Here is a 23,564-nt window from a genome sequence, read left to right on the forward strand (position 1 = left end):
GCGGCGGCCTCGGCGGGCGCCGGCGCCGCCGGCACATGCAGCAGCATGTCGGCAATATGGCCGATGGCCGCCGCGCCGTGCCGATCCTGCACCCGCAGCAAGGCATCGTAGCCGTCCGCGCCGGGCGACTCGGCGAAAGCGCCGGCGTCCTGCAGCGCCCCGCTCCGGAACCAGACGCTATGGCCGACGTAATCGAAGCCTCGCAGCAGATCCAGATTGAAGTCTGGCCTGAACGCCGGCTGGCTGCGCTTGCCGTCGGGCGCGATGACATCGCTGTCGCTGTAGATGGCCTGCCACTCCGGATACAAGGCGGCGTGGTCGCCGAGCGACAACAGGGCCTGGGGCTCCAGCTCCGCCCCCGCCGGCAGGATGCCTATCCAATCGCACGGCAACGCGCCCAGCACCGCCGCGTAGGCCTGGGTCAGCTGGTTGGCGTCGCGGGCATCATCGATGCGCAGCCAGCCCAGAACGTCGGAATACTGGAATACCGCGCTGGGTTCGTCGAAATCCGCGACGAAAATCAGTTGCCAATGCTTGTATAGCTGCTGGTTCAGCGAACTGATCGACTTGATCGCATCCGGCCAGCGATCCGACGTCACCGGCATCAGCACAATGAAGTGCGGCTGGCCGCCCCAGCTGTGGACCATCCGCTCCGCGTGCAGCTGGGCCGCCGCCGGCCTCAAGGCATGCCTGGCGATCCAAGCATCGTAGCTCGCCTCTTCCGGATCCGGCTCCGCCGCGGGCAGGAACGAAGGACATACCACTTCGTTCACCGCGCTCTGCGGCAGCCGCTGCGACTTCTCGATGAAGACTTCCAGCTGGCTCAGCAGATCAAGCTGGTATTGGTGATAGACCTGCTGGTATTCCACCGTCCTGGCATGCGCTGCGGCGATGGCTTCCGGCGTGTCCTCGAAGGTCACGCCCGGCAAGGCCAGGCCCAGGGCCACCCCGGCGCGCTCCTCCGGTTTCTTGGAATACACCGTTTCCTTGATCACCACCGGGCAGCCGCACAGCAGCGCCTCGGAGATGATCGCGGAGTTGGCGAAGGTGTACACCACCTTGCCCTGCCTCAGCAGCGCCGCCAGCTCCTCATGGCTTTGCGGCCAATCGTAGGTGATGACGGTGGAATCCTTGAACAATTCGGGAAAATCCCGCTCCGCGTGCTTATAGCGGCCGGGGTATACCAGGGTCAGGTGCCGGTCATCGTCATGATGGTTGTCGTCGTTGTTGAAGATGCCGGTATCGATGGAGGGAATGAAAACGTAGGACGGATCCGAATACTTGGCGAAATCGACATAGTCCTGATGCCAGAACAGCAGCATATCCGATTCAGGATAATCCTTGGGTCCGCCCAGCAGGCCGGGATGGTTGAGGATGTAGCGCACCACCGCGCTGGCATTGAGCGGGTTGCCGTGCACCACCTCGGGATAGACCACGATGGGCGATCGTTTGGTCGCCTTGTGGCGCTCGACGATGTCCGGAGTCAGGTAAGGCGTTCTGAGCTTGAGATCGGTTTCCGGCGAAAAGACATACGCCTCCTCGCCCAGCTTGTTCAGGTAATGGCACAGCAGGTGCATGGCGCGGACGCCATTGGACGTCCGCGTGAAACCTGGCGCGCAAATGTAATAAGGCCGGTGCTTCTCGTTGTAGAATTTTTTCTCGATCTGCATATTTTCTTGCTTTCGTGTATTCCTTGCGCCGAGCCTTGTCGCGGCCCCCAGGCTCCAGAACGCGGGCCGGAACCGGAAAACGCCGCCGGATTTACCGGGTCATGCTTGTAGAAACGCATCCGCCGAAAATTGGATGGCGTCGTCCAGCGATGTCCATGGCTCAAGGCCCAGTTCCGCCCGCGCCCGGCCGATGTCCGGCACATACAGGCTGCGCACCGGGTTGCCGACGCTGGCATCCGGCCGACCGAGGACCCGCACCTCGATGCCCGGATTCAGACGGTCGCGCACCAGATGCGCCAGCTCCGCGATGGTGACGATGCGATCCGATCCAACATTGAAGACCGCCGCCTCCCCCTGGCGCTGCAGCAGCGTCATCAGCCATGCCGCCAGATCGCCCATATACAGGTAGGAACGTGCCGGAGAGCCGTCCCCATTGATGATGATAGGCTCTCCCCGCAACGCGCACCGGATGAAATTGCCGATCGCATAATGGATGTCCAGCGGCATGAAGGGGCCGACGAAGGCGAAACAGCGGGCGACGCTCAGATTCCAGCCATGGCGCCGCGCGTAGGCGGCGCACAGGAACTCCGCCGCGCGCTTGGCCTGGCCCAGGGCGGTGTCTGGGTCCATCGTGTCCGGCGCCACCGGATCGTCCTCCCGCAGCGGCAGGCCGCGAGGCGACGGGCCATAAGCCGCGCCGGAGCTGGTGAACAGGAAATGCCCGACGCCGGCCTCCGCCGCGAAATCCAGCACGCGCCGGGTCCCGGCCACCAAGGTATCGAACTTGTTCAGCGGACTTTCGCCATTGAAGGTTTCATGCGCCGAGGTGGTGGCCGCATGAATGACGTGGGTGAAGCGCTGCGCGGGAAAAGCGAAGTCGCGCACGTCGCCGACATGGAAGCGGATCGCCGGATCGGCGGCCAGATGCGGCGCCTGCCGCGCGAACGCGGCCGGATCGCGGCTGAGCGCCAGCACGCGGATATCCGTCCCCAGCCGGGCATTGGCGTGGACGATGGCCTCCAGCAGCCAGCGACCGAACCAGCCGGTGCCGCCGCTGACGAACACCGACGCGCCGCGCAGGTTTTCCCATACCTCGGGCTTGCGCGCGAGAATGGCGTCCAGATCGTCGCTCAGCGCGCGACGCGGCCGCTCGGCCTGGCTGGCGGCTGCCATCCGGCCCGCCTACTCGGCCAGGACTACCAGGCCGCCGGCCCAGTACTCGGCCGCCATGTTCTGGTGGACGCGGCGGTTGAAGGTGAGATCGTAGCCGTAAGCCTCGAAATGATAGCCGATGCCCTCCTTCTCGCTGTCCAGCCCCGCCAGCCACAACAGCGGCGGATAGCCGTCCTTGCGCAGCAGCAGGTCGGGCGAGCCGATGAAGGCGGCGGCGGTATCGTAGCCGCCGGCCAGCAGGAACTGCTCCGGCAGGCTCGCCATCTGCTCAAGCGCCGCCGGAATCGAATACTCCAGCAGGCAGGGGAAATAGACGCCGACCACCGGACCGCTCGCCATCGAGTCGACCAGCCGCTGGTGGCGCGAGCCCTCGGCCGGGGTCAGCTTGCCGGCGAGGCCGGCCTTGTGGTGGTTGGAGAAGCTGTATTCCGGCAGCGCCTGCGCGTACGTCCGTTCCAATGCCGGCAGGTAGCGGTTTTCCAGCGCCTCGCCGATGTCGCCGTGGCTGGCCGCAGGCAGCAGAAAAGGAACATGCGGGCCGTTCAGGATGCCGCGGGTAGCCTCGTCATCAGCCAGCCGGGCCAGGATGGCGCGCGCGCGCCGCTCGAACTCGGCCGCATCCACGCCGGCGTCGCCCAGCTGGCCGACGATGCGCTGATGGATGGCAACGTAGTCCAAAGCCGGCTGGACCGGCAGGAAATAGCGCCGGGTCTGGCGATGGCAGGCGGACTGGGTGGCCTCGTGCGGCAGGCAGCGGCCGTGGGCGTCGAAGCGCCGCGCGGTTTGAATCATGTCAGGTGCGTTCATCGGGTAAAGCCTTTACCGTGTTCTGTGGGTCGTGCCGTCTCAGTCGTACAGCGAATCTTCGTCGGAGAAGCCCTGCCCCCACGGCAGCGGCAGGAACTTGGCGCCTGCGGTCTTTTCCGTGTGGATCTTGATGAATTTCGGGTCTTCGCCGATCAGGCAGTCAGGGCGATGGGGCCCCAGCCACGGGTTGCGCATGCCGCGCGCCAGCACTTCCTTCAATGAGGTTTCGCGCAGGTTGCCGATGGAGAAATCGATATACGGGCACGGCGTCACTTCCATGGTGGAGGTGACGGTGATGATGCCCTTGACCGTGATGCAGCCCTTGTGCGAACCGTAGGAAGGCGTCATGTGGGTGAAGACGTTGTACTCCTTCTCCATCTGGCGAAGGATGTCAGCGTCTTCCTTGTCGATGACGAATTCCGGGTGCTCGGTGCACGAGCCGGTGGGCTTGGCGTAGGACACATAGAGGCCGAAACCGCGCTGGGTCGCGTATTCGCACATCTGGCGGAATTCCTTGCTCTTGGCCCTGCCCTTGACCAGCACGGTGGATAAAATCAGATTCAGGCCGGCGTCCAGACAGGCGTCCACCGCGCGGATCACCCGCTTGTACGAGCCGGGCTTGTTGCGGAAGTTGTCATGGTCCTTCTCGACGAAGCTGTCCAGCGACAGCTGGATCTTTTCCACGCCGATCGACTTCAGGTGCTTGGCGCGCTCCAGATCGAGGAACCAGCCGTTGCTGTCGACGATCACGTAATGCTTGTCCGGATCGATGGCGGCGACGACGTCGTCCAGATCCTTCATCACCAGCGGCTCGCCGCCGGTGATCACGAAGCGGGCAAGGCCCAGCTCGTCCGCCTGGCGCGACAGATTGCGGATGTCTTCGAATTCCATCTTGCTGCGGGTGTCCACCACCTTGATCACGTTCTTCAGGTGGCGGTCCATATAGTATTCGGCGGAGCAATGCGTGCACTTGAAGTTGCACAGATAGCTCTTCTCCAGCCGGATGATGGGGCTGATCTCCCCGCGCTCTTCCATTTCCGCGATGCGCGCCAGCTTGGCGGCGATATACGGCTTGCGCTGCGCGAGGTCGTTGCGTTTCGCCTGCTCTGCCTGGCTCAAGGCCAAGTTCGCGGTTTCCAGGGGAGCATTCATGTGGGTATCTCCAGGTCTTTCCATCCCCGCCGTCCGCGCATGCGCCGGCGAGGCTTTGCAAGTATTTCGAGTGTATCAGAGAGGCCGCGCCGGATTAGCGCGCCGCCCGGTTTTCTGTATCAGCGTTTCTTATATGATTTTCGGCTTTTCCAAGCGAAACTTGAGCCGAGGGCAGCGGGACGCCCGTCTGCCCGCCATCGATGAAAACACGGTAAATCTCGTGCACCCGGATAAGATTGTCCGGGCAGCCCTGGTGCCAGGCCCAATCGCCGTCGCGCGGCGCCGCCGGGTCAAATCGCCTCGCCTCGTCCGGCGGCGTCAACAGCCGGCACTCATGCAGCAGCGAAATGAAATGCCCGCGCACGTCGCGGCTGTGGTTGACGATCTCGTGCTGGCACAGCGGGCGCGGATCGAAGCCGACCTCGGCGCCCAGCTCCCGGGCCGCCACCGCGGCGATCCGGTCAGCCGAGCTCTCCTTGAAGCGTATGATGCCGCCGGGAATATGCCAGCCCGGGCCGTAGAAACGGTCGTGCCGCCAGGTCAGCAGCGTGCGCCCTTCCTCATCGCGGATCAGCAGGTCGACGTTGACCATCGGCGTCAGGCTGCTGACGAACAGGAACACGTCCTCCGGCAAGCCATCGCGCGCCGATCCCACCGCTTCGCGCAGGGTTTCGATCGCCTGCAGCACGGCCTCTGGCGAAACCGATGACTGGTTCGGCATGGTCATGCCTCCTCGGCCAGGATTCGCAGCGTATCGCCATCCAGCATAGCGATGGCAAAACGCGCGCCATGCCGCTCTCGGATCAGCCGCGCCACTTCGGCCGAATAACTGGCCGCCAGCACGATCACCGCGTCCACCTCTCCGTCATTTAGCCTTTCCGGCGGCACGATGGGCAGATGGGTGGCGGGCGTATAGCGGCCCTGCTTGAACGGCGCGGAATCCAGCACGTAGCGGATGCGGCCGGCGATGCCCATCAGGCTGATCAGCGCCAGCGCCTGGTGGCCCGCGCCCCAGATCGCCACCTTGCCCGGCGCGAAGCGGTCGAGGAAGTCGTCGAACGACGCGCGCAGCGCCGTCTCGCAGGCGATCAGCCCGGACAGATTCTGCGGGCGGCGCTTTCTGACCGTGGCCGACAGCACGTAGTCGTGCCAGGCGGCGCGGCAGTCCAGCACCTCGAAGCCGTTGGCCTCCAGCAGCCGAACCAGTGTGCGCTCGGTGAAATAGAACAAGTGATCCGGGATGAACTCGGCGAACAGGCCCTTTTCGAGGATCATGTCGAAGTTGGGCACCTCCACCATGCCGACGGCGCCGTCGGCCAGATTGGCGGCGATGCCTTGCAAGGTAAGGTGGGCGGCAGGGATGTGCTCGAGGAAATTCAGGATCATGAAGCCGTCGAACGGGCCGGCCGCCAACCGCGTTTCCGGGCCGTCGACAAAGCCTCGCTCCACCCGCAGGCCGGCCTGATGGCAGGCCTCCACCGATGCCGGCAGATGCTCGACGCCATAGGCGTCGGCGCCGGCCTCTGCCAGCAAGGACAGGTATTCTCCGCGGCCGCAGCCGACTTCCAGCACCTTGCGCCCCGTCAGACCGTACTCGGCCAGCCAGCCGGCGAACTGCTGCAAACGGAAAGCGCGCATCTCCTGCGATATGCCGGCGGCGCGGATCACGTCGCGCCAGTACGGCACCGGCTCGGCGTCCAGCTGAACCAGGCCGCAGCCGCCGCATTGGCGCAGCGCCAACTCCACGCCGCGGTCGGCGGACAGCTGTTCGGCGGTCGGCAGGCCCTGGGCCGCGGCCGGCATGTCATGCTGGACCAGCAAGGGCTCGGCAAACAGCGGCTGCGCGCAGATGCGGCAATGGTCGACGGCGGCCATCGCTCAAACGCCCCGCTTGGCGGCTTCGGACGCCGGCAACAGCGGAATCAGCATTTCCGCGCGCAGTTGCTCCAGCGGCAGCAGCGGCGACATGTCCTCCAGCGGCATCGACAGCATCGAGCCGTCCGGCTGCGGCAGCGCCGCGGCCTTGGGTTGCAGCGTTTCGTTCTCGTTCAGCCGCACATCGCACAGTATCGGGCCGGGATGGGCCATCACCTTGGCGAGGCCCGCCGCCAGATCCTCGGCGCGCTCGATGCGCACCGCCGGCAGGCCGTAGGCCTCGGCCAGCTCGAGCGCGTCCGGAATCAGCACGCCGGCTTCCGGCCCGGTGCCGACGTAGCGGCTATCGAAATAATTGCGCTGGGTGTTGCGGATCGACGCGTAACCGTTGTTGTTCATGATGAACAGACGGATGGGCAGTTGCAGCGCCTTCAGCGTGGCCAGCTCCTGCAGGTTCAGCTGCAGGCTGCCGTCGCTCTCGACCGCGATCATCGGCTGGGAGCCGTTGCCGAGGCAGGCGCCTATCGCCGCCGGCAGGCCGTAACCCATCGAGCCCAGGCCCGAGGTCAGGAACACGCGCTGGCCCGGCTTGTTGCGGAACACGGTGTAGAACACCTCGACCGCGAGGCCGGAGCTGCCGGTGGAGATCAGCGTGTTCTCCGGCGCGGCGTCGGACAGCGCGTCGACGAAATGGTAGTGGCTGATCTGACCGCTCTTCGGGAACGGCGCGCCGTCCTGCACCGGGTAGCGGCGCTTCCAGCCGGCGCAGCGGTCCAGCCATGGCTGCCATCTCGACTTAGGCAGATGGTCTGCGGCCGCCAACAAGCCTTCCAGGCAGGCTTTGGCATCCATCGCCAGCGGCAGGTCGATCTCCATGTCCAGCTTGGAGATCTCGACGGCGTCGACGTCCACCACCACTTTGCGCGCCGCGCGGGCGAAGCCCTTGGGGTTGTAGGCGGTGAGGATGTTGTCCAGCCGGCTGCCAATGGCGATCAAGAGGTCGCAGTTCTGCACCGCGAAGTTGCCGGGCCGCAGCGCCACCACCCCGGGACGGCCGGCGCACAGCGGGCTGTCCCACGGCAGCAGGTCCATCGCGTTCCAGGTGGCCGCCACCGGGACTTGCAGCGTCTCGCTCAACTGGCGCAGCGCGTCGGCGCCGCCGGCGATGCGCACGCCATGGCCGGCCAGGATCAGCGGCCGCTCGGCCTGCTTCAGCAGATCGGCGATGGCCGCGACATAATCCTGCTTGACCGGAGCGGTCTCCGCCTCCGGCTGCCAGCCAGGCAAACTGGAAGGATCGATGGGCGCAGCCTGCACGTCCAGCGGGATATCCAGCCACACCGGGCCGGGACGGCCGCTATGCGCCAGATGCAGCGCCTGTTCCAGATGCTGGCGGATGGCCTGCGGATCGGTGACGGTGACCGCGTACTTGGTCACCGGCTTGGCCATGGACACGACATCCACTTCCTGCACGCCCTTCTGGCGCAGGCCGCTGCCTTGCAATAAATCCGCGCGCTTCACCTGGCCGGAAATCACCAGCAGCGGCAACGATTCGATCCAGGCGCCGGCCACCGGCGTCAGGATATTGGTGGCGCCGGGGCCGGTGGTCACCATGGCCACGCCGGTGCGCTCGGCCAGCCGGCCATAGGCTTCGGCGGCGATGCCGCAGGCCTGCTCATGGTGGCAGTGCACCGCGCGGATATCGGGCTGCTGCGCCAGCGCGTCGTTCAGGTGCATCGCGCCGCCGCCGGGCAGCAGAAACACATGGCGCACGCCGCGCGCGGCCAGGAAATCCATCACGTAGTCCGCCAGGCGGACAAGCTTTGCTGTCATGCTTACATCCAGTAGGTCAGGCGGGTCTTGCGGTCCTTGTTGGCGCTAACCCGCTCGTCGGTATAGTAGGAATCATCGACATAATGGGTGGACGAAATTTCCTCGAACACCACGCCGTTACGGCTATGGAAGCGGTGGCGCACGCCGCGCTGCACGGTGATGACGTCGCCGGCCTGAGCCTGGCGCTCCTCGTCGTCCAGCCAGATGGTCATCTCGCCGTACAGCACGATGAAGGTCTCTTCCTTCTTGTGGTGGTACTGCTCCGGATGGGTCTGGCCCGGCAGCATCACGATCAGCTTCTTGCAGTACTCGCGGTTGACCACGGTCACCATGGTCAAGCCGTATTCGTGGAAATGCTCCATGCCGTAATGGTGGGAGATTTCCAGCTCGGAACGGCCCGGCACCACGATCTTGCCGCGCTTGAACAATGCCTTCACCGCCTCCACCGCCTTCTGCACCTTGTCGCGCAGGTTCACCGGCTCCATGTCGGCGGCCATGATGGGCGCGTCGGCGGCGATCGGCGTCTTGGCGGTGTAGCGGACATATTTGGACCACTCGTTGGCGGTCAGCTGCCCTTCCACCGGCGGGAAAGCGAAGGTGACGTTATCGGCGGTCAGCGCCTCGCCGGCGGCCAGCGGGCGGGTGGCGAACACGCCGCGGCGCAGCGAGCGCAGGCTGGCCTGCTCGGTCTCCGACACCGCGTCGTCCTCGCCATCGCCCAGCATCGCCAGCGCGCGCGCGGCGGCGGCCAGCCAGCGGCGGACCTGCTCCGGATTCGCGGAGTAATTGTTGATGCCGTACTGGTCGGTGGGCAGGCCCACGTGTTTCTCGAACACCGTCGCGCCCTGAGCGACCGCCAGCATGATGGGTTCCATCAAGTCCGGGTCTTCATGGGTGGAGTAGCCGATGCGCACGCCGGCGTACTGCTGGCGCAGCGCCTTGATCCGCGACAGGTGCAGATGGTCGTCCGGCGTCGGATACTCGGCCACGCAGTGCATGATGGTCAGGTCCTTGCCGCGATGCAGCATGAAGCTGACCACCTTGTCGATATCCTCGCGCCGCGCGCCGGCGGTGGACGCCACCACCGGCTTGTCGCTGCGGGCGATGCGCTCCAGCAAGGGCCAATCGGTGAACGAGCAGCTGGCGATCTTGATGATCTCGATGCCGTGTTCTTCGATTAGATCCACCGACTCTTCGTCGAACGGCGTGCAGATCGCCTTGAAGCCGTTGGCTTTCATCTCGGCCACCAGCTTCTGCATCTGCTCCGGCTGCAGCCGGGTCTCCTCGAAGCGCTTGACATACTTGACGTCGTCGCGGCCCTTGAAGCTGGAATGGATGAAGGTGTCCAGGTTCCGATACTGCAGCTTGAAGCCGAAGTCGAAATCGAAGCCCTGGCAGGACTCGCGGATGGCGCGGATCAGCGCGACGCCGTGCTCGACGTTGCCCATGTGGTTGTTGGCCATCTCGAAGATGAATAACGGCTTGCTCATGATGGGCCTCTCCCTAGTCGAAGTTGGCGCCGAGGAAGGTTTCCAGCTTCTCGACGGTGAAATCCAGCATCTCCCGGCTCAGGCCCGGATAGAGGCCGATCCAGAAGGTGTCGTTCATGATGCGGTCGGTCATCGGCAGCGGCGTCGCGCAGCGGTAGTTCCGGCCATGCATATAAGGCTGCCGGGTCAGGTTGCCGGCGAACAGCAAGCGGGTTCCGATCCGGTGCAGGTCCAAGTAATGCAGCAGGTCGACGCGGCTGACCTGCGCCTCCGGCTTCAGCGTCAGCGGGAAACCGAACCAGGACGGGTCGGAGCCCGGCGTCGCCTGCGGCAGCACCAGGAATTCGGCGCAGCTTTGCAGCCGCTCGCTCAAATAGGCGAAGTTCTGCTTGCGCGCGGCGATGAAGCCCTCCAGCCGGTCCAGCTGGGCCAAGCCGCAAGCGGCCTGCATATCGCTGATCTTCAGGTTGTACCCCATGTGGGAGTACGTGTACTTGTGGTCGTAGCCGCATGGCAGCTGGCCCAGCTGCCAATTGAAACGCTTGCCGCAGGTATTGTCCTTGCCAGGCGCGCAATAGCAGTCGCGGCCCCAATCGCGCACCGACTCCATGATCAGCCGCAGCTGCGGATCGCGGGTGAACACCGCGCCGCCCTCGCCCATGGTGATGTGGTGGGCCGGATAGAAGCTGAGCGTGCCGATGTCGCCGAAGGTGCCGACCTTCTGGCCGTTGAAGGTGGAGCCCAGCGCGTCGCAGCAATCCTCCACCAGCCACAGGCCGTGCTTGCGGGCGAAGGCGGACACCTTGCCCAGATCGAAGGGGTTGCCCAGCGTATGGGCAATCATGATGGCCTTGGTGCGCGGCGACAGCGCGGCCTCCAGCAAATCGGCGTCGATGTTGTAGGTCGGCAGCTGAACGTCGACGAACACCGGCACCGCGCCGTTCTGGATGATGGGGTTGACCGTGGTGGGGAAGCCAGCCGCCACGGTGATCACTTCGTCGCCCGGTTTGATCGCGCGCTCGCCCAGCTTCGGCGAGGTCAGCGCGGTGAAGGCCACCAAATTGGCCGACGAGCCGGAGTTGACGGTCAGCACGTGCGGCAGGCCGATGAATTCGCCCAACCGGGTTTCAAAGGACGCGTTGAAGCGGCCGGTGGTCAGCCAGGCGTCCAGCGCGGCGTCCACCATATTCGCCACTTCGGCGGCGCCGACCACCTTGCCGGACGGCGGCACCGCGGTCTGGCCGGGAGTGAATTCGGCCTGGGACAGGCGCGCTTCGGCGTATTGACGCACCAGGGCGAGGATGGCCTCTCGGCTTGTGTCAGTCATGTCTTGCTCTTTCTGCTCAGCCGCGCGTATAGGCTGAGATCTGCTCTAGGGTGAAGGCCTGCATGTCCTCGCCGCGCAGCCAGGCGCGGTGCCAGTCCAGCGTGGCAGACAAGGCCCGCTCCAGGCTCCAACGCGGTGCCCAACCCAGCTGTTGACGGGATTTGGCGCTGTCCAGCCGCAGGGTCTGCGCCTCGTGCGGATGGTCGCCGCCGTCGCGGTGCCAGCGGGCGTCGCCGCCCCATTGCCGGGCCAGCGTGTCGGCGATCCAGGACACCGGGCGATTGCTGTCGTCGGCGGGGCCGAAATTCCAGGCCGACGCGGCATCACCCTGCCCCTGCGCCAGGCGCTCGGCCAGCCGCAGGTAACCGGCCAGGGATTCCAGCACGTGCTGCCAGGGACGGACGGCGTCGGGGCTGCGGATGGCGAGGGAGCGGCCCTCGGCGAAGGCCCGCAGCAGGTCCGGCACCAAGCGGTTGGCCGACCAGTCGCCGCCTCCGATCACATTGCCGGCACGGGCCGTGGAGATGGGGGCGATGCCGGGATAGGAGCGGCGATACGCCGAGCACACCAGCTCGGCGCAAGCCTTGCTGCTGCTGTAGGGATCGTGGCCGCCCAGCGCGTCGCTCTCGCGGTAGGCCCACGGCCACTCGTGGTTCTCGTAGCACTTGTCGGTTGTGATCGCCACCACCGCCTCGACTCCCGGGCAGCCGCGCACGGCTTCCAGCAGGTTGGCGGTGCCCATCACATTGGTAGAGAAGGTGCCCAGCGGGTCGGCGTAGCTGTGCCGCACCAGGGGTTGGGCGGCGAGGTGGAACACGATGGAGGGTCGACAGGAGCGGACGGCATCGGCCAGCGCCGCCGCGTCGCGGATGTCGGCCAGCGCCGTCACGGTCCGGCCCCCAACCTTGGCGATGTCGAACAAAGCCGGCGACTGCTCCGGCGCCAACGAATAGCCATGCACCTCGGCCCCCATGGCGGCCAGCCACAGACTGAGCCAACCTCCCTTGAAGCCGGTGTGTCCGGTCAGGAATACCTTGCGTCCGCCCCAGAAGGCCGGGCTCACCACAGTTTCCACGGCGCCTCTCCGCTCTGCCACAACTCCTCGAGCAGGGTCTTATCCCGCAGCGTGTCCATCGGCTGCCAGAAACCGTTGTGCTCGTAGGCCGCCAGCTGCCCTCGGGCCGCCAGCGTTTCCAGCGGCTCGGACTCCCACACGCAGTCGTCGCTGTCTATCAGGTCCAGCACGGACGGCTTCAACACGAAGAAGCCGCCGTTGATCATGCCGCCGTCGCCGCGCGGCTTTTCCTTGAAAAACTCCACGCGCTCGTTGCGGATTTCCAGCGCGCCGAAGCGGCCCGGCGGGTGAACCGCCGTCACCGTGGCCTCCACCGCCTGGCTGCGGTGATATTCGATGGCGGCGGTGATGTCGATGTCGCTGACGCCGTCGCCGTAGGTGAAGCAGAAGTCCTGCTCATTTTCCAGATGCCTGCGTACCCGGCCCAGCCGCCCGCCGGTCTGCGTGCTTTCGCCGGTATCGACCAGGGTCACCCGCCACGGCTCGGCATGGCGCTCGTGCACGAACATCTGGTTGTTGCTCAAGTCCAGCGTGACGTCGGAGGTATGGAGGAAGTAGTTGGCGAAGTACTCTTTGATCACATATCCCTTGTACCCCAGGCAAATGATGAAATCATTGATGCCATGCGCGGAGTAGATTTTCAGGATATGCCAGATAATGGGCTTGCCACCAATCTCTATCATCGGCTTGGGGCGAAGATGGGACTCTTCGCTGATGCGCGTACCAAGACCACCGGCCAGAATCACGGCTTTCATACATCTCTCTCTTGTTGCGCCCGGCGTATATTAAATGGATTCGATAATCCATTCCAATGTAAATCGGACATTCGCAAGACTGGATCCGCTTAGGAACGGGCATGCCGCCCGCGACTTCCAGTCAGTTTATGTCAGATCGCGCGCAGAGGCCGGAAAGCGGCCCCTGACTCGCGTCCATTGCGACTTTTATCGGCGTGAACGGCAAGGCACTTGAGCCGGAGATGGACGCGCGGCGCCAAAAAAGCGCGCCAGCGGCAGCCAAAGCTCCGCTGGCCGACGGAATGAAAAGCCCGCGCGCGGCAGAATCAGCTACCGAAATAGGCTTGCAAGGTATCCATCAAGTCCTGCACGCTCTTGGCCGCCACCGCCGGATCGAACTCAACCTTGCGCTGACGCCCTTTTCCGGCCGCCCAGTTGCTGACCAGGCACAAGTGGGCGTAAGGCAGCTCCAGCTCGCGCGCCAGCGCCGCCTCCGGCATGCCGGTCATGCCGACGATGTCCGCGCCGTCCCGTTCCAGCTTGAGGATTTCCGCCGCGCTCTCCAGCCTCGGTCCCTGGGTGCAGGCATAAACGCCGTCATGCACGCCGCTGATGCCTGAACGCTGAATCGCCTCGCGCAGCCCGCGGCGCAGATTGGCGTCATAGGGGCTGGTGAATTCGGCGTGCACCACCGGCCGTTCTGGGCCTTCGAAGAAAGTATGCTTGCGCCCCGAGCTGTAATCGATAATGTCGTGGGGAACCACCAAGCGGCCCGGCGCCATGTCCGGGCGAATGCCGCCCACCGTGCCGATCGCGATCACGCCTTTGACGCCCTGATTGTGCAGCGCCCAGAGATTGGCCCGGTAATTGATCTCATGCGGCGCCAGCGAATGGCCATAGCCGTGGCGGGCGATGAAAACCACATTCTGACCGGATAATTTGCCGAAGGTCAGCGCGCAGGAAGGATCGCCGTACGGTGTGCGCACTACCTGGCGATGCGTGACGTCCAATACCGGCAGCTGGGCCAACCCGCTGCCGCCGATGATAGCCAACATATTCGTTCCCCTTGTTTTCCCGCGCGGGCATCGACTGGATCGCTCCAGATCGAGAGACGGTTTCACCCGCTTTCTTTCACTTGCCGTCTGCTTGATTATGTCTGAATCCCGCTGTTTCAGGATAGTGCGCGGCGCGCGCTCAGCCGGGCTTTCATCGCCATCGCAAACAGACCGATAAAAGACGATGCCCCCGCCTAAGCGCATGCTCCCATTGCAAGCGCGGGCAGGACCACCGCCACGGAATCCCGCGTCTGGCGCGGAATATTATCGGCGCGCACCGCCATAATCCATGCCGATCGGCATTTTAAACGGCAAATCCAATCCATGAAGAATACATAAGTCATGCCTTGCCGATAAGAATGATAATAGTTATCATTAGCAAATGAACACATATCCTCCTCAGACCATCCCGGTGAAAGCGGCTCCCCCCGCGTCACCGCCGTTGCTGCACAGCCGCCAGCTGTTCGGCGACGGCCGCGAAGTGCTGATCGAGCATCAGGGCGAGATCTACCGCCTGCAGCTCACCCGCAACGGCAAACTGATACTGATCAAATAAACAACCGCAAGCCAGCCGACAGCCAGCCAGCGGAAACAACAACGACATTGGAGTTTCCATGGCCCTGTTCCGAGCCACCCCGCTGGTATTGAGCCTGGCTGCCGCCTGGCCCGCTTTCGCCGACACCGCATCTACGATGGAGACCGTTCAGGTCACCGCCCACCGCAGCGAGAAGCCGCTGGCGGAAACCGCGCCCAACGCCACCGCGGTATCGCGGCACAAGCTGGACGGCCGCCTGATACGCGACATCGCCGACGTGGCGAAATACGAACCGGGCGTCGACGTGGCGACGGATCCCAGCCGCCGCGGCAACGCCGGCTGGACCATACGCGGCATCGACGGTAACCGCATCCTGATGCTGATCGACGGCGTGCGCTTGCCAGAGGGCTACAGCGGCCGGCCAGGCATATACGAATCGGGACGCGACGCCGTCGAACTGGAAACCCTGCGCGCGATCGACATCGTCAAAGGCCCGACTTCCAGCCTTTACGGCTCGGACGCCATTGGCGGCGTGATCGGCTACCGTACCCTGACGGCAGATGATTTTGTCCCGGAAGAGAAAGGCGTGGGCGGCAGCATCAAAACCTTCGGCGCGTCCGCAGACCACAGCTGGGGCGCGGCAGGCGCCGTCGCCGCCAAGTCGGAGCGCGGCGATCTGCTGCTGCACTACACCCGCCGCAATGGCCACGAAACGCAAAACCAGGGCCAAAACGCCATTCAGGGCCCCGGCCGGACCGAACCCAATCCCAAAGACTGGCACAGCGACAATTTCCTCGCCAAATTCGGCGCCAACGCCAATGCGAGCAACCGGCTGGAATTCACGCTGGAGCAATACCAGCGCTCCGCCGATGCCGATCTATTGAACCAGATCACCGCGCGCGCGCCTTACAGCCAGGCCCAGGACCACACCAAGCGCACCCGCGGAACCGTCGCCTGGAAAGCCAAGCAACTGGGGCCGCTGGATGAGCTGACGCTCAAGGTTTATGGACAGCGTCTGGAAAACAGCGATACCGACATCAGCGGCGTCGCCAACGGCAACCGCACCTTCAACGACTACAGCTTCGAGCAGAAAACCGTGGGCCTGAGCCTGGACGCGGTGCAGAGCTTCCAGGCTCTGAACGCGCAACATCAGCTGCTGTGGGGCGTCGATCTCAGCAGCAGCGACACCTCGCGCCCGCGCAGCAAATACGCGATCACTGCGAACAACGCGTCCTCGCTGATGCCGGGCTATCCGAGCAAGCTGTTCCCGGACAGCAAATCCGACCGCCTGGGCCTGTTCGTCAGCGACGATATCAAGTTCGCCAACGGCATCGTGGTTTCGCCGTCCTTGCGCTGGGACCGCTACAAGATGCGCCCGGAGATGGACGCCGCCTACCTGCTGAACAACCCCAATCCGCAAGCCGTACCGTCGTTCAGCGACCAGGCGTTCTCGCCCAAGCTCGGCATCAGCCTGCCGCTGGCCGACAACTACACCGCCTTCGCCCAGCTCAGCTCCGGTTTCCGCGCGCCGCCGTTCGACCAAGCCAATATGGTCTTCGTCAATCGCGGCATGAGCTATGGCTACCAAGTGATAGCCAACCCGAACCTGAAATCGGAAACCAGCCGCGGCATCGAACTTGGTCTGAAAGGCAAGTGGAACAGCTTCGACTTTGCCGCGACCACGTTCTACAACCGCTATCGCGACTTCATCTCCCTGGTCACCCTGCCCCCCGCCAACGGCCTGATGACCAGCCAATACCAGAACATCGGCCGGACCGACATCAAGGGGGTGGAGGGCAGGATCAACTGGCGCTTCGCCCCGGGCTGGAGCACCAGCGCCTCGCTGGCCTACGTCCATGGCCGCAATCTGCAGGACAACACCCATCTGCGCGAAGTGGCCCCGCTGACTGCGGTTTGGGGAGCCCGCTATGACTCGGACCGCTTCGGCGGCGAAGCGCTGCTGCGGGCGGCTGCCGCCAAAAAGACCGACCTACCGGGCCAGTTCGGCGCGCCGGGCTACGGCACCGTGGACCTGACCGCCTACTGGAAGCCGGCGAAACAGACCGTCATCCGCGCCGGCGTCTTCAACCTGTTCGACAAGAAGTACTGGAAAGACGCCGACGTGCGGAATGTGTCCGGCAGCGACCCGATCGATCTGTACACCCAGCCCGGCCGCAACTTCAGCGCCAGCGTCGAATACCAATTCTGATCCACCTTGCGGGCGGCTCTGCCGCCCGCCACACCCACCGACAGGAGAACACCATGAGCCAGCTATGGGATCGCTACCAAGCCCTCAAAGCCAGCCAGCCCAAGCTGCGCGTCCGCGACGCCGCCATCGCGCTGGACGTCAGCGAATGCGAGCTGGTGGCCGCCGATCCGGCCGCCACCCCGCTGCAGCCGGAATGGTCGGCCATCCTCGCCGCTCTCGCTCCGCTGGGCCGGGTGATGGCGCTGACGCGCAACCACGCCTGCGTCCACGAGACCAAGGGCGACTACGCCAACGTCGAGTTCAACGGCAAGGTCGGCCTCGCCATCAATCCGGTGATCGACCTGCGCATCTTCCTGTTCCACTGGCGCCATGGCTTCGCGGTGCGCAGCGAAACCCCGCGCGGCATTCAGCGCAGCCTGCAGTTCTTCGATCGTCACGGCGAAGCGGTGCACAAGGTTTACCTGACCGCCGACAGCGACGTCGCCGCCTACGATGAACTGGCGGCGCGCTTCTCCGCGCCCGCCGCCGCGCTGGAGCTGGAGCCTGCCGCCGCGCCGGCCGCCGAGCAGCCCGACGAGTCCATCGACCGCGACGCCTTCCAGGCCGAGTGGCACAGCCTCAGCGACGTGCACGCCTTCCACCCCTTCCTGCGCCGCTGGCAGGTGTCGCGCCGCCAGGGCTTCCGCCTGGCGCCGCAGGGTCAAGCCTGGCGCGTTCGCGAAGACGCAGTGGAGCAGCTGCTGCGCCGCGCCGCCGCCATCGAGGCGCCGATCATGGTGTTCGCCGGCAACGGCGGCATGATCCAGATCCACACCGGCCCGGTCCGCAACGTCCAGGTAGTCGGCGACTGGCTGAACGTGCTCGACCCCAACTTCAACCTGCACCTGCGCACCGACCTGATCGCCGAAGCCTGGGTCACCCGCAAGCCGGGCGACAACGGCGTAGTCAGCTCCCTCGAGCTGTTCGACGAGCGGGGAGAATCGCTGGCCACCTTCTTCGGCGAGCGCAAGCCGGGCCGCCCGGAGCGCGCCGAATGGGTGAAGCTGCTGGGAGAACTGCCGCCGCTGGAGAAAGCCGATGTCGCGTAAGCCCCTGCTGGCCGGCCTGCTGCTGGCGGCGCTGCCGCTGATCGCCTCCGCCGCCGAGCGGCTGGTGGTGGTGACGCCCGACATCGCCGAAATCGTCGTCGCGCTGGGCGCGGCCGGCGAGGTGGTGGGCCGCGACCGCGGCAGCAAGGAGGCCGAACTGGCCCACGCCCAGGTAGTGGGCTTCTCGCGCGCGCTGAACGCCGAAGCCATCGCCAAGCTCAAGCCCACCCTGGTGCTGGGCAGCGCCGCCGCCCAGCCGCCTACGCTTTGGCCGCAGCTGAAGAAGCTGAAGCTGCGCGCCGAGGAAGTCAGCGCCCGCGAGGATGGCCGCGACTTCGCCGAGGCCATCCGCAAGGTGGGCTCGCTGCTGGGCCGCGACGCCGCCGCCGCCAAGCTGGCGTCCGACTGGCAGCGCGGCATGCAGCCGCGCGCCGGCCGCGCGCTGCGTTACCTGGTCAGCTACGACGGCAGCCTGGTCGCCGGCAGCGAAACCGCGTCCGACACGCTGATCCGCGCCGCCGGCGGCGTCAACGCCGCGGCCGGGCTGAACGGCTTCAAACCGTTGGCCCGCGACGCCTGGCTGGCGCTGAAGCCGGACGTGATCATCCTGGGCAGCCACACCGCAGCCGCTTACGGCGGCAAGGATGCCTTCGCCAAACGCCCGGAGATCGCCGCCACGCCGGCAGGCAAACAGGGACGCATCTATCTGCTGCCACCGCAGCAAGGCATGCTGATCGGCCTGGGCAGCCCGGAGGTGGTCGAACGGATGGTGAAGATGTGAGCGGGGCTCGACTGCTATGGCCCGGTCTGGCCGTCGCCAGCGTGGCGCTGCCATTGCTGGCGCTGTCCAGTTCCGCCGGCCAGATGTCATGGCCGAACCTAGCCGATCCGCTGGTCGCCGAGCTGCGCCTGCCGCGCGTGATCGCCGCGCTGGGCGTCGGCGCGGCGCTGTCCGCCAGCGGCGCGGCGCTGCAAGCGCTGTTCCGCAATCCGCTGGCCGACCCTGGCCTGATCGGCACCTCTGGCGGCGCCGCCCTGGCGGTGATCGCGGTGCTGGCATTGGGCCTGTCCGGCCTGTCGCTGCCGCTGGCGGCCTTCGGCGGCGGCCTGGCCGCCACCTGGCTGATCCTGGCGCTGGCGCGGCTGGCCAAGGGCGGCCTGGCCGGCCTGCTGCTGATGGGGCTGGTGGTCGGCGCCTTCTGCGGCGCCGTCTCCAGCCTGATCCTGTTTCTATCCGACGACCTGACGCTGCGCGCGGCCAGCAGCTGGCTGGCCGGCAATCTGGGCGCGTCGCTGCCCGGAAGCCAATGGGCGTGCCTGCTGGCGGCTGGTCTCGGCGTCGCGTTGCTGTGCGCGATAGGCCGCGATCTGGATTGCCTGCTGCTGGGCGAGGAAACCGCGCGCTCGCTGGGCATCGATACCCGGCGCACCCGCCGGCTCGCCGCCGTCGGCGCGGCGCTGGCCACCGGCGGCGCGGTGGCGATGTCCGGCGTGATCGGCTTTGTCGGCATGATGATCCCCAACGCGCTGTCGCTGCTGATCGGCGGCTGCCGCCGCAAGCTGATCCTGACGTCGGCCTGGGCCGGCGCGCTGTTCCTGCTGGCGGTCGACACCCTGGCGCGCAATATCGCCTGGCCGCTGGACCTGCCGGTGGGCCTGATGGCCGCCTTCGCCGGCCCGCCCTTCTTCATCTGGCTTTTCCGCCGTCAACAAGGGAGTCCCCGCGATGCCTGACACCCACACCCTGAAAGCGCGCGAGCTCGGCTACGACATAGCCGGCCGCGCGCTGCTGCGCGACATCCGCCTGGATCTCCCGGCCGGACAGATCAGCGCGCTGCTCGGCCCCAACGGCGCCGGCAAGACCACGCTGCTGCGCCTGCTGGCCGGCCTGGCCGTTCCCAGCCATGGCGCGGTGCGCCTGGCCGGCCAGTGCGTGTGCCGGATGGACGCGCTGCAGCGCGCCCGCCGCATCGCCTGGGTGCCGCAGCATCTGCCGGCCGACATTCCGCTGACGGTGGCCGAATTCGCCGCGCTGGGCCGCATGCCCTATCTCGGCGCCTTCACCCGCCTCTCTCCCCAGGACCGCGCCGCGGTGGCCGAAACGCTGGCCATCGTGGAGATGGACGGCTACGCGTCCAAGCGGCTGGACATGCTGTCCGGCGGCGAGCGGCAGCGGGTGGCCATCGCCCGCGCGCTAGCGCAGCAAGCGCCAGTGATCCTGCTGGACGAGCCGACCAACCATCTGGACCTGCGCCATCAGCACAAGCTGCAGCTGCTGCTGCGCGAATTGGCGGCCCGGGGCAAAACCGTCGTCCAGGTGCTGCATGATCTGCAATTGGCGGCCGAATACGCCGACCGAGCGGCGCTGCTGGAAGGCGGCCGGCTGGTGGCGGAAGGCTCGCCGCGCGCGGTGCTGACGCCGGAGCGCCTGCTCGAGGTCTACCGCTGGCCGGTGCGGCTCAGCCATGCCGCCCCGGACAGGCAGGCCGCCTGAAAAACAAAAGCCGCCTCCCGGATGCCGGGGGCGGCTTTCTCGACAACGGCTCGCCGTGTTACTTCAGCGCGTAGATCGCCGGCAGATTGCGCCAGGCGCCGCGCACGTCCATGCCATAGCCGAATACGTAGCGGTCCGGCACATCCAGGCCGACGAAGTCCGCCTGCATCGGTTTTTCCTTGCTGATCAGCTTGTTGGCGAACACGCCGCTGTAGAAAGCCTTGGCGCCCATGGCCATCACCTTGTCGCGGATCGCGGCCATGGTGTGGCCTTCGTCCAGGATGTCGTCCAGCACCAGCACCACGCGGTCGCGCACGTCTTCCTTCGGCGCTTGCTTCCACACCAGCTCGCCGCCGTGGGTCTTGTCGCCGTAGCGGGAAACGTGGACGTAGTCGAAGTCCAGCGGGAACTCCAGTCGCGGCAACAGTTGGCCGGTGAACACCACGGCTCCGCCCATCACGGACAGCACCAGCGGGTATTCCTCGCCCAGCTTTGCGGTGATCTCCACCGCCATGCGGTCGACGGCGGCGCTGACTTCCTCCGCGCTGAACAGCACGTCGGCGCTGTTGATCAGGCCGCGGGCTTCGGCAATATTAGGCATGATGACTCCTTGAACAGAACAAGCTGCGCCGCCGGAAAGCGGCGCGAATGAAAAAACCGTCAGTCGAGCTTCAGCTCGCGCAGGAAGGCGGCGAATTCGCCGGCCACTTCGTTGTGCTTCAGGCCATAGTTGACCGTGGCCTTCAGATATCCCAGCTTGGAGCCGCAATCGTAGCGGGTGCCCTGGAATGGCAGCGCCAGCACCGGCTCGCTCTTCATCAGCGCGGCGATGCCGTCGGTCAGCTGGATCTCGCCGCCGGCGCCGGCGGCGGTGTTGACCAGCTTGTCGAAAATGCGCGGGGTGAGGATATAGCGGCCGACGACGGCCAGATTGGACGGCGCCTCTTCCGGACGCGGCTTCTCGACGATGTGCTCCACGCTCTGGTGGCCCTGCGCGTTTTGCGCCACTTTGACGATGCCGTAGGAGCCGGTCTCTTCCGGCGCCACCGTCTCCACCCCCAGAATGGACGAGTGGGTCTCGTCGAACAGCCGCACCATCTGCTCCATCGCGCCCGGCGCGCCTTCGATCAGGTCGTCGGCCAGGATCACGGCAAACGGCTCATCGCCCACCACCGGCCGCGCGCACAGCACGGCGTGGCCCAGGCCCAGGGCCTCGGTCTGGCGGATATAGATGCAGCTGACCGACGGCGGGATGATTTCCTGCACCAGTTGCAGCAACTTCTGCTTGTTCTTGTACTCGAGCTCGGTTTCCAGCTCGTAGGCCTTGTCGAAATGATCCTCGATCGAGCGCTTGTTGCGGCCGGTGATGAAGATCAGCTCGGTCATGCCGGCGGCGATCGCCTCCTCCACCGCGTACTGGATCAGCGGCTTGTCGACAACGGGCAGCATTTCCTTGGGGCTGGCCTTGGTGGCCGGCAGAAAACGGGTGCCCAGACCCGCGACCGGGAATACCGCCTTGGTGATTTTCTTCATATCCACTCCGAAATCAATGTCGATCAGGCTCGATAACAGCGCCGCATTCTAGCCCGACTTCGCTCAAGGTCAAAATGTCTGTTGCCCCGCCAGCGCCTGCGCCACGTCCCGCAGCACCGGCTCCCAGGAGCCTGGCGACGGCTGCCGCCATAATTTCACCGATGGATACCACGGCGCGGTTTTCGCGTCCGCGAGGAAAAACGGCGCGCTCTCGGCCCGCAGCAGCGCCCACACCGGCCGGCCCATCGCGCCGGCCAGATGCAGGATGGCGGTGTCGACGCAGATCACCAGATTCATCTGCGCCGCCAGCGCGGCGGTATCGGCGAAATCGCCTATCGCCGGCTGCGCCACCAATCCCCGCAGTGGCTCCGGCAACTCTCCCGGCTGCAGGGCGAAGAAGTCGATGTCTGGCACGCGGCAGATTTCGGCGAACAGCTCCGGCGGCACCGATTTATGCTGGCGCCAGGCATCGGCGATGCCGACGCCCCAGCGGCCGCTCTCCCATACCACCCCCACCTTCAGGCGCCCGGCGTCCGGCAGCGGCGGCGTATCCGCGGCCACAGGATGCAGGTACGGCTCTACAGGCAGATTATCCAGCGTCGCGCCGAGCAGGCCCGGCAGCGACATCAGCGGCAACTGGCAGTCGAACGCCGGCGCGGCGTCCGGCGGCAGCAATTCGACGCCGTCGAATTGGGCAAACAGCCGGTGGAAGGTTTCCGGGCAGGCCAGCAGCAGCCGGGCGTCCGGATGCTCGGCGCGCAGGCGCGGCAGAAAACGCGCCATCTGCAGGCTGTCGCCCAGGCCTTGCTCGGCCCACAGCAGCAGCGCGCGATCGCCCAGCGGGCCGCCCTCCCAGAGACGGCCGGCATGGCGCGGCTTGAGGATGCTGCGCCAGCGCGCCTCGTACAACGGCCAGGCCTCCGCATAACGGCCGGCCAGCAACAGCGCGATGGACAGGCTGAACTGCAGGTTGGCGTCATTCGGCGCCAGCCCCAGCCCACCCTGCAGCACGGCGATGGCGTCGTCCAGCAACAGCGCGCTGGTGCAGACGTTGCCCAGGTTGTTGCAGCGGGCCGGCGTCAAGCCGTCCAGCTCGATCGCCTTCAAAAAGCAGGCAATGGCGTCCTGGTAGCGCAATTGATGCTGGCGCACCACGCCCAGATTGCTCCAGGCGTCGACGTGGCCGGGCTCCGACGCCAGCGCTTCTTCCAGCAGCTTGCCGGCCAGCTCCAGTTCGCCCAGTTCCTTCAACAATACCGCCAGATTGCTCTTGATGTTGGCCGAGGCCGGATTCAGCGCCGCCGCGGCCATGTAATCGTCCAGCGCGCGCGAGCTGTCTCCGGCTTGCAGACGGGCGCTCGCCCGGTTGGCCAGCGCCTGCCAATCGCGCGGATTGACGAGCAGGCAGCGATCGAACGCCGCGATCGCGCCTTGCCAGTCCCCTGCCGCCACCCGGCGGTTGCCTTCGTCGAAATCCGCCGTCACCACTGTCTTCAAGGCCATGAGAATCTCCG

Annotated in this window: 21 protein-coding genes; 6 read left to right on the forward strand and 15 right to left on the reverse strand. The window is 65.9% G+C overall.

Features of this window, described 5'->3' with window-relative positions; all coding sequences use genetic code 11:
* From LQR33_RS19675 to LQR33_RS19730, 12 genes are all read right to left on the reverse strand, one after another.
* Positions 1-1,670: glycosyltransferase family protein (locus LQR33_RS19675; RefSeq protein ID WP_462476156.1), on the reverse strand; the 1,670-nt coding region annotated here is incomplete at its 3' end.
* 99 nt (positions 1,671-1,769) lie between these two features.
* Complete coding sequence (locus tag LQR33_RS19680) at positions 1,770-2,843, reverse strand: NAD-dependent epimerase/dehydratase family protein (protein WP_221666438.1); 1,074 nt, start codon at positions 2,841-2,843, stop codon at positions 1,770-1,772.
* Positions 2,844-2,852: 9 nt separating this feature from the next.
* Positions 2,853-3,650, reverse strand: a complete 798-nt coding sequence (locus LQR33_RS19685; protein ID WP_166441240.1) for a hypothetical protein — start codon at positions 3,648-3,650, stop codon at positions 2,853-2,855.
* Positions 3,651-3,689: 39 nt separating this feature from the next.
* The gene (locus LQR33_RS19690; protein ID WP_166441239.1) at positions 3,690-4,802 is read right to left on the reverse strand and encodes a radical SAM/SPASM domain-containing protein; all 1,113 of its coding nucleotides are present in this window, start codon (positions 4,800-4,802) and stop codon (positions 3,690-3,692) included.
* A 94-nt stretch (positions 4,803-4,896) separates the two neighbouring features.
* Positions 4,897-5,523 carry an NUDIX hydrolase gene (locus tag LQR33_RS19695; RefSeq protein ID WP_231177416.1) on the reverse strand — a complete coding sequence of 209 codons (627 nt, stop codon included), beginning with the start codon at positions 5,521-5,523 and terminating at the stop codon, positions 4,897-4,899.
* Positions 5,524-5,525: 2 nt separating this feature from the next.
* Positions 5,526-6,677 carry a class I SAM-dependent methyltransferase gene (locus LQR33_RS19700; RefSeq protein ID WP_166441237.1) on the reverse strand — a complete coding sequence of 384 codons (1,152 nt, stop codon included), beginning with the start codon at positions 6,675-6,677 and terminating at the stop codon, positions 5,526-5,528.
* A gap of 3 nt (positions 6,678-6,680) precedes the next feature.
* Complete coding sequence (locus tag LQR33_RS19705) at positions 6,681-8,510, reverse strand: thiamine pyrophosphate-binding protein (protein WP_166441236.1); 1,830 nt, start codon at positions 8,508-8,510, stop codon at positions 6,681-6,683.
* Positions 8,511-8,512: 2 nt separating this feature from the next.
* Positions 8,513-10,000 carry an N-acetylneuraminate synthase family protein gene (locus LQR33_RS19710; RefSeq protein ID WP_166441235.1) on the reverse strand — a complete coding sequence of 496 codons (1,488 nt, stop codon included), beginning with the start codon at positions 9,998-10,000 and terminating at the stop codon, positions 8,513-8,515.
* Between the two features lie 13 nt (positions 10,001-10,013).
* Complete coding sequence (gene rfbH / locus LQR33_RS19715; protein WP_231470165.1) at positions 10,014-11,327, reverse strand: lipopolysaccharide biosynthesis protein RfbH; 1,314 nt, start codon at positions 11,325-11,327, stop codon at positions 10,014-10,016.
* A gap of 16 nt (positions 11,328-11,343) precedes the next feature.
* Positions 11,344-12,402, reverse strand: a complete 1,059-nt coding sequence (gene rfbG, locus LQR33_RS19720) for a CDP-glucose 4,6-dehydratase (RefSeq protein ID WP_231470167.1) — start codon at positions 12,400-12,402, stop codon at positions 11,344-11,346.
* On the reverse strand, positions 12,387-13,157 hold the full coding sequence (gene rfbF / locus LQR33_RS19725; RefSeq protein WP_166441232.1) for a glucose-1-phosphate cytidylyltransferase: 771 nt from the start codon (positions 13,155-13,157) through the stop codon (positions 12,387-12,389). Before rfbF ends, rfbG begins: the two co-directional genes overlap by 16 nt.
* A gap of 305 nt (positions 13,158-13,462) precedes the next feature.
* Positions 13,463-14,191: an S-methyl-5'-thioinosine phosphorylase gene (locus LQR33_RS19730; RefSeq protein WP_221666441.1), complete on the reverse strand. Its 729-nt coding sequence runs from the start codon at positions 14,189-14,191 to the stop codon at positions 13,463-13,465.
* Between the two features lie 382 nt (positions 14,192-14,573).
* On the opposite strand from LQR33_RS19730, the gene hemP reads away from it, so the two are divergent.
* Genes hemP through LQR33_RS19760 form a run of 6 tightly spaced genes read left to right on the forward strand, consistent with a single transcriptional unit; the run spans position 14,574 to position 20,517 of the window.
* Positions 14,574-14,747 (forward strand): hemin uptake protein HemP, encoded by a 174-nt coding sequence (gene hemP / locus LQR33_RS19735; protein ID WP_046158369.1) that lies wholly within the window; start codon positions 14,574-14,576, stop codon positions 14,745-14,747.
* Positions 14,748-14,805: 58 nt separating this feature from the next.
* Positions 14,806-16,935: a TonB-dependent hemoglobin/transferrin/lactoferrin family receptor gene (locus LQR33_RS19740; RefSeq protein ID WP_231470170.1), complete on the forward strand. Its 2,130-nt coding sequence runs from the start codon at positions 14,806-14,808 to the stop codon at positions 16,933-16,935.
* Positions 16,936-16,988: 53 nt separating this feature from the next.
* Positions 16,989-18,023 (forward strand): hemin-degrading factor, encoded by a 1,035-nt coding sequence (locus tag LQR33_RS19745; protein WP_221666443.1) that lies wholly within the window; start codon positions 16,989-16,991, stop codon positions 18,021-18,023.
* Positions 18,013-18,804, forward strand: a complete 792-nt coding sequence (locus LQR33_RS19750) for a heme/hemin ABC transporter substrate-binding protein (protein WP_166441228.1) — start codon at positions 18,013-18,015, stop codon at positions 18,802-18,804. Before LQR33_RS19745 ends, LQR33_RS19750 begins: the two co-directional genes overlap by 11 nt.
* Positions 18,801-19,757 carry a FecCD family ABC transporter permease gene (locus tag LQR33_RS19755; protein ID WP_051238368.1) on the forward strand — a complete coding sequence of 319 codons (957 nt, stop codon included), beginning with the start codon at positions 18,801-18,803 and terminating at the stop codon, positions 19,755-19,757. Before LQR33_RS19750 ends, LQR33_RS19755 begins: the two co-directional genes overlap by 4 nt.
* Complete coding sequence (locus tag LQR33_RS19760; protein WP_231470171.1) at positions 19,750-20,517, forward strand: ABC transporter ATP-binding protein; 768 nt, start codon at positions 19,750-19,752, stop codon at positions 20,515-20,517. Before LQR33_RS19755 ends, LQR33_RS19760 begins: the two co-directional genes overlap by 8 nt.
* Before the next feature lie 58 nt (positions 20,518-20,575).
* Here LQR33_RS19760 and LQR33_RS19765 read toward each other — a convergent pair whose 3' ends face one another.
* The 3 genes from LQR33_RS19765 to LQR33_RS19775 all read right to left on the reverse strand — a co-directional run bounded on the left by LQR33_RS19765 (position 20,576) and on the right by LQR33_RS19775 (position 23,553).
* Entirely contained in the window at positions 20,576-21,118 is a 543-nt protein-coding gene (locus tag LQR33_RS19765) for a hypoxanthine-guanine phosphoribosyltransferase (protein WP_166441225.1), read from the reverse strand.
* 59 nt (positions 21,119-21,177) lie between these two features.
* Complete coding sequence (gene galU, locus LQR33_RS19770; RefSeq protein ID WP_021475177.1) at positions 21,178-22,050, reverse strand: UTP--glucose-1-phosphate uridylyltransferase GalU; 873 nt, start codon at positions 22,048-22,050, stop codon at positions 21,178-21,180.
* 69 nt (positions 22,051-22,119) lie between these two features.
* On the reverse strand, positions 22,120-23,553 hold the full coding sequence (locus tag LQR33_RS19775; protein ID WP_231470172.1) for a tetratricopeptide repeat protein: 1,434 nt from the start codon (positions 23,551-23,553) through the stop codon (positions 22,120-22,122).
* Positions 23,554-23,564 lie beyond the last annotated feature (11 nt).

The organism is Chromobacterium piscinae, from assembly GCF_021129175.1.
In the GTDB taxonomy this organism is placed as follows: Bacteria; Pseudomonadota; Gammaproteobacteria; order Burkholderiales; family Chromobacteriaceae; genus Chromobacterium; species Chromobacterium piscinae.

Bases quoted from the DNA above. Each gene is read 5' to 3' on its own strand.
- LQR33_RS19680 (WP_221666438.1), bottom strand. From the start codon at position 2,843: ATGGCAGCCGCCAGCCAGGCCGAGCGGCCGCGTCGCGCGCTGAGCGAC.
- LQR33_RS19685 (WP_166441240.1), bottom strand. From the start codon at position 3,650: ATGAACGCACCTGACATGATTCAAACCGCGCGGCGCTTCGACGCCCAC.
- LQR33_RS19690 (WP_166441239.1), bottom strand. From the start codon at position 4,802: ATGAATGCTCCCCTGGAAACCGCGAACTTGGCCTTGAGCCAGGCAGAG.
- LQR33_RS19695 (WP_231177416.1), bottom strand. From the start codon at position 5,523: ATGCCGAACCAGTCATCGGTTTCGCCAGAGGCCGTGCTGCAGGCGATC.
- LQR33_RS19700 (WP_166441237.1), bottom strand. From the start codon at position 6,677: ATGGCCGCCGTCGACCATTGCCGCATCTGCGCGCAGCCGCTGTTTGCC.
- LQR33_RS19705 (WP_166441236.1), bottom strand. From the start codon at position 8,510: ATGACAGCAAAGCTTGTCCGCCTGGCGGACTACGTGATGGATTTCCTG.
- LQR33_RS19710 (WP_166441235.1), bottom strand. From the start codon at position 10,000: ATGAGCAAGCCGTTATTCATCTTCGAGATGGCCAACAACCACATGGGC.
- rfbH (WP_231470165.1), bottom strand. From the start codon at position 11,327: ATGACTGACACAAGCCGAGAGGCCATCCTCGCCCTGGTGCGTCAATAC.
- rfbF (WP_166441232.1), bottom strand. From the start codon at position 13,157: ATGAAAGCCGTGATTCTGGCCGGTGGTCTTGGTACGCGCATCAGCGAA.
- LQR33_RS19730 (WP_221666441.1), bottom strand. From the start codon at position 14,191: ATGTTGGCTATCATCGGCGGCAGCGGGTTGGCCCAGCTGCCGGTATTG.
- hemP (WP_046158369.1), top strand. From the start codon at position 14,574: ATGAACACATATCCTCCTCAGACCATCCCGGTGAAAGCGGCTCCCCCC.
- LQR33_RS19740 (WP_231470170.1), top strand. From the start codon at position 14,806: ATGGCCCTGTTCCGAGCCACCCCGCTGGTATTGAGCCTGGCTGCCGCC.
- LQR33_RS19745 (WP_221666443.1), top strand. From the start codon at position 16,989: ATGAGCCAGCTATGGGATCGCTACCAAGCCCTCAAAGCCAGCCAGCCC.
- LQR33_RS19750 (WP_166441228.1), top strand. From the start codon at position 18,013: ATGTCGCGTAAGCCCCTGCTGGCCGGCCTGCTGCTGGCGGCGCTGCCG.
- LQR33_RS19760 (WP_231470171.1), top strand. From the start codon at position 19,750: ATGCCTGACACCCACACCCTGAAAGCGCGCGAGCTCGGCTACGACATA.
- LQR33_RS19765 (WP_166441225.1), bottom strand. From the start codon at position 21,118: ATGCCTAATATTGCCGAAGCCCGCGGCCTGATCAACAGCGCCGACGTG.
- galU (WP_021475177.1), bottom strand. From the start codon at position 22,050: ATGAAGAAAATCACCAAGGCGGTATTCCCGGTCGCGGGTCTGGGCACC.
- LQR33_RS19775 (WP_231470172.1), bottom strand. From the start codon at position 23,553: ATGGCCTTGAAGACAGTGGTGACGGCGGATTTCGACGAAGGCAACCGC.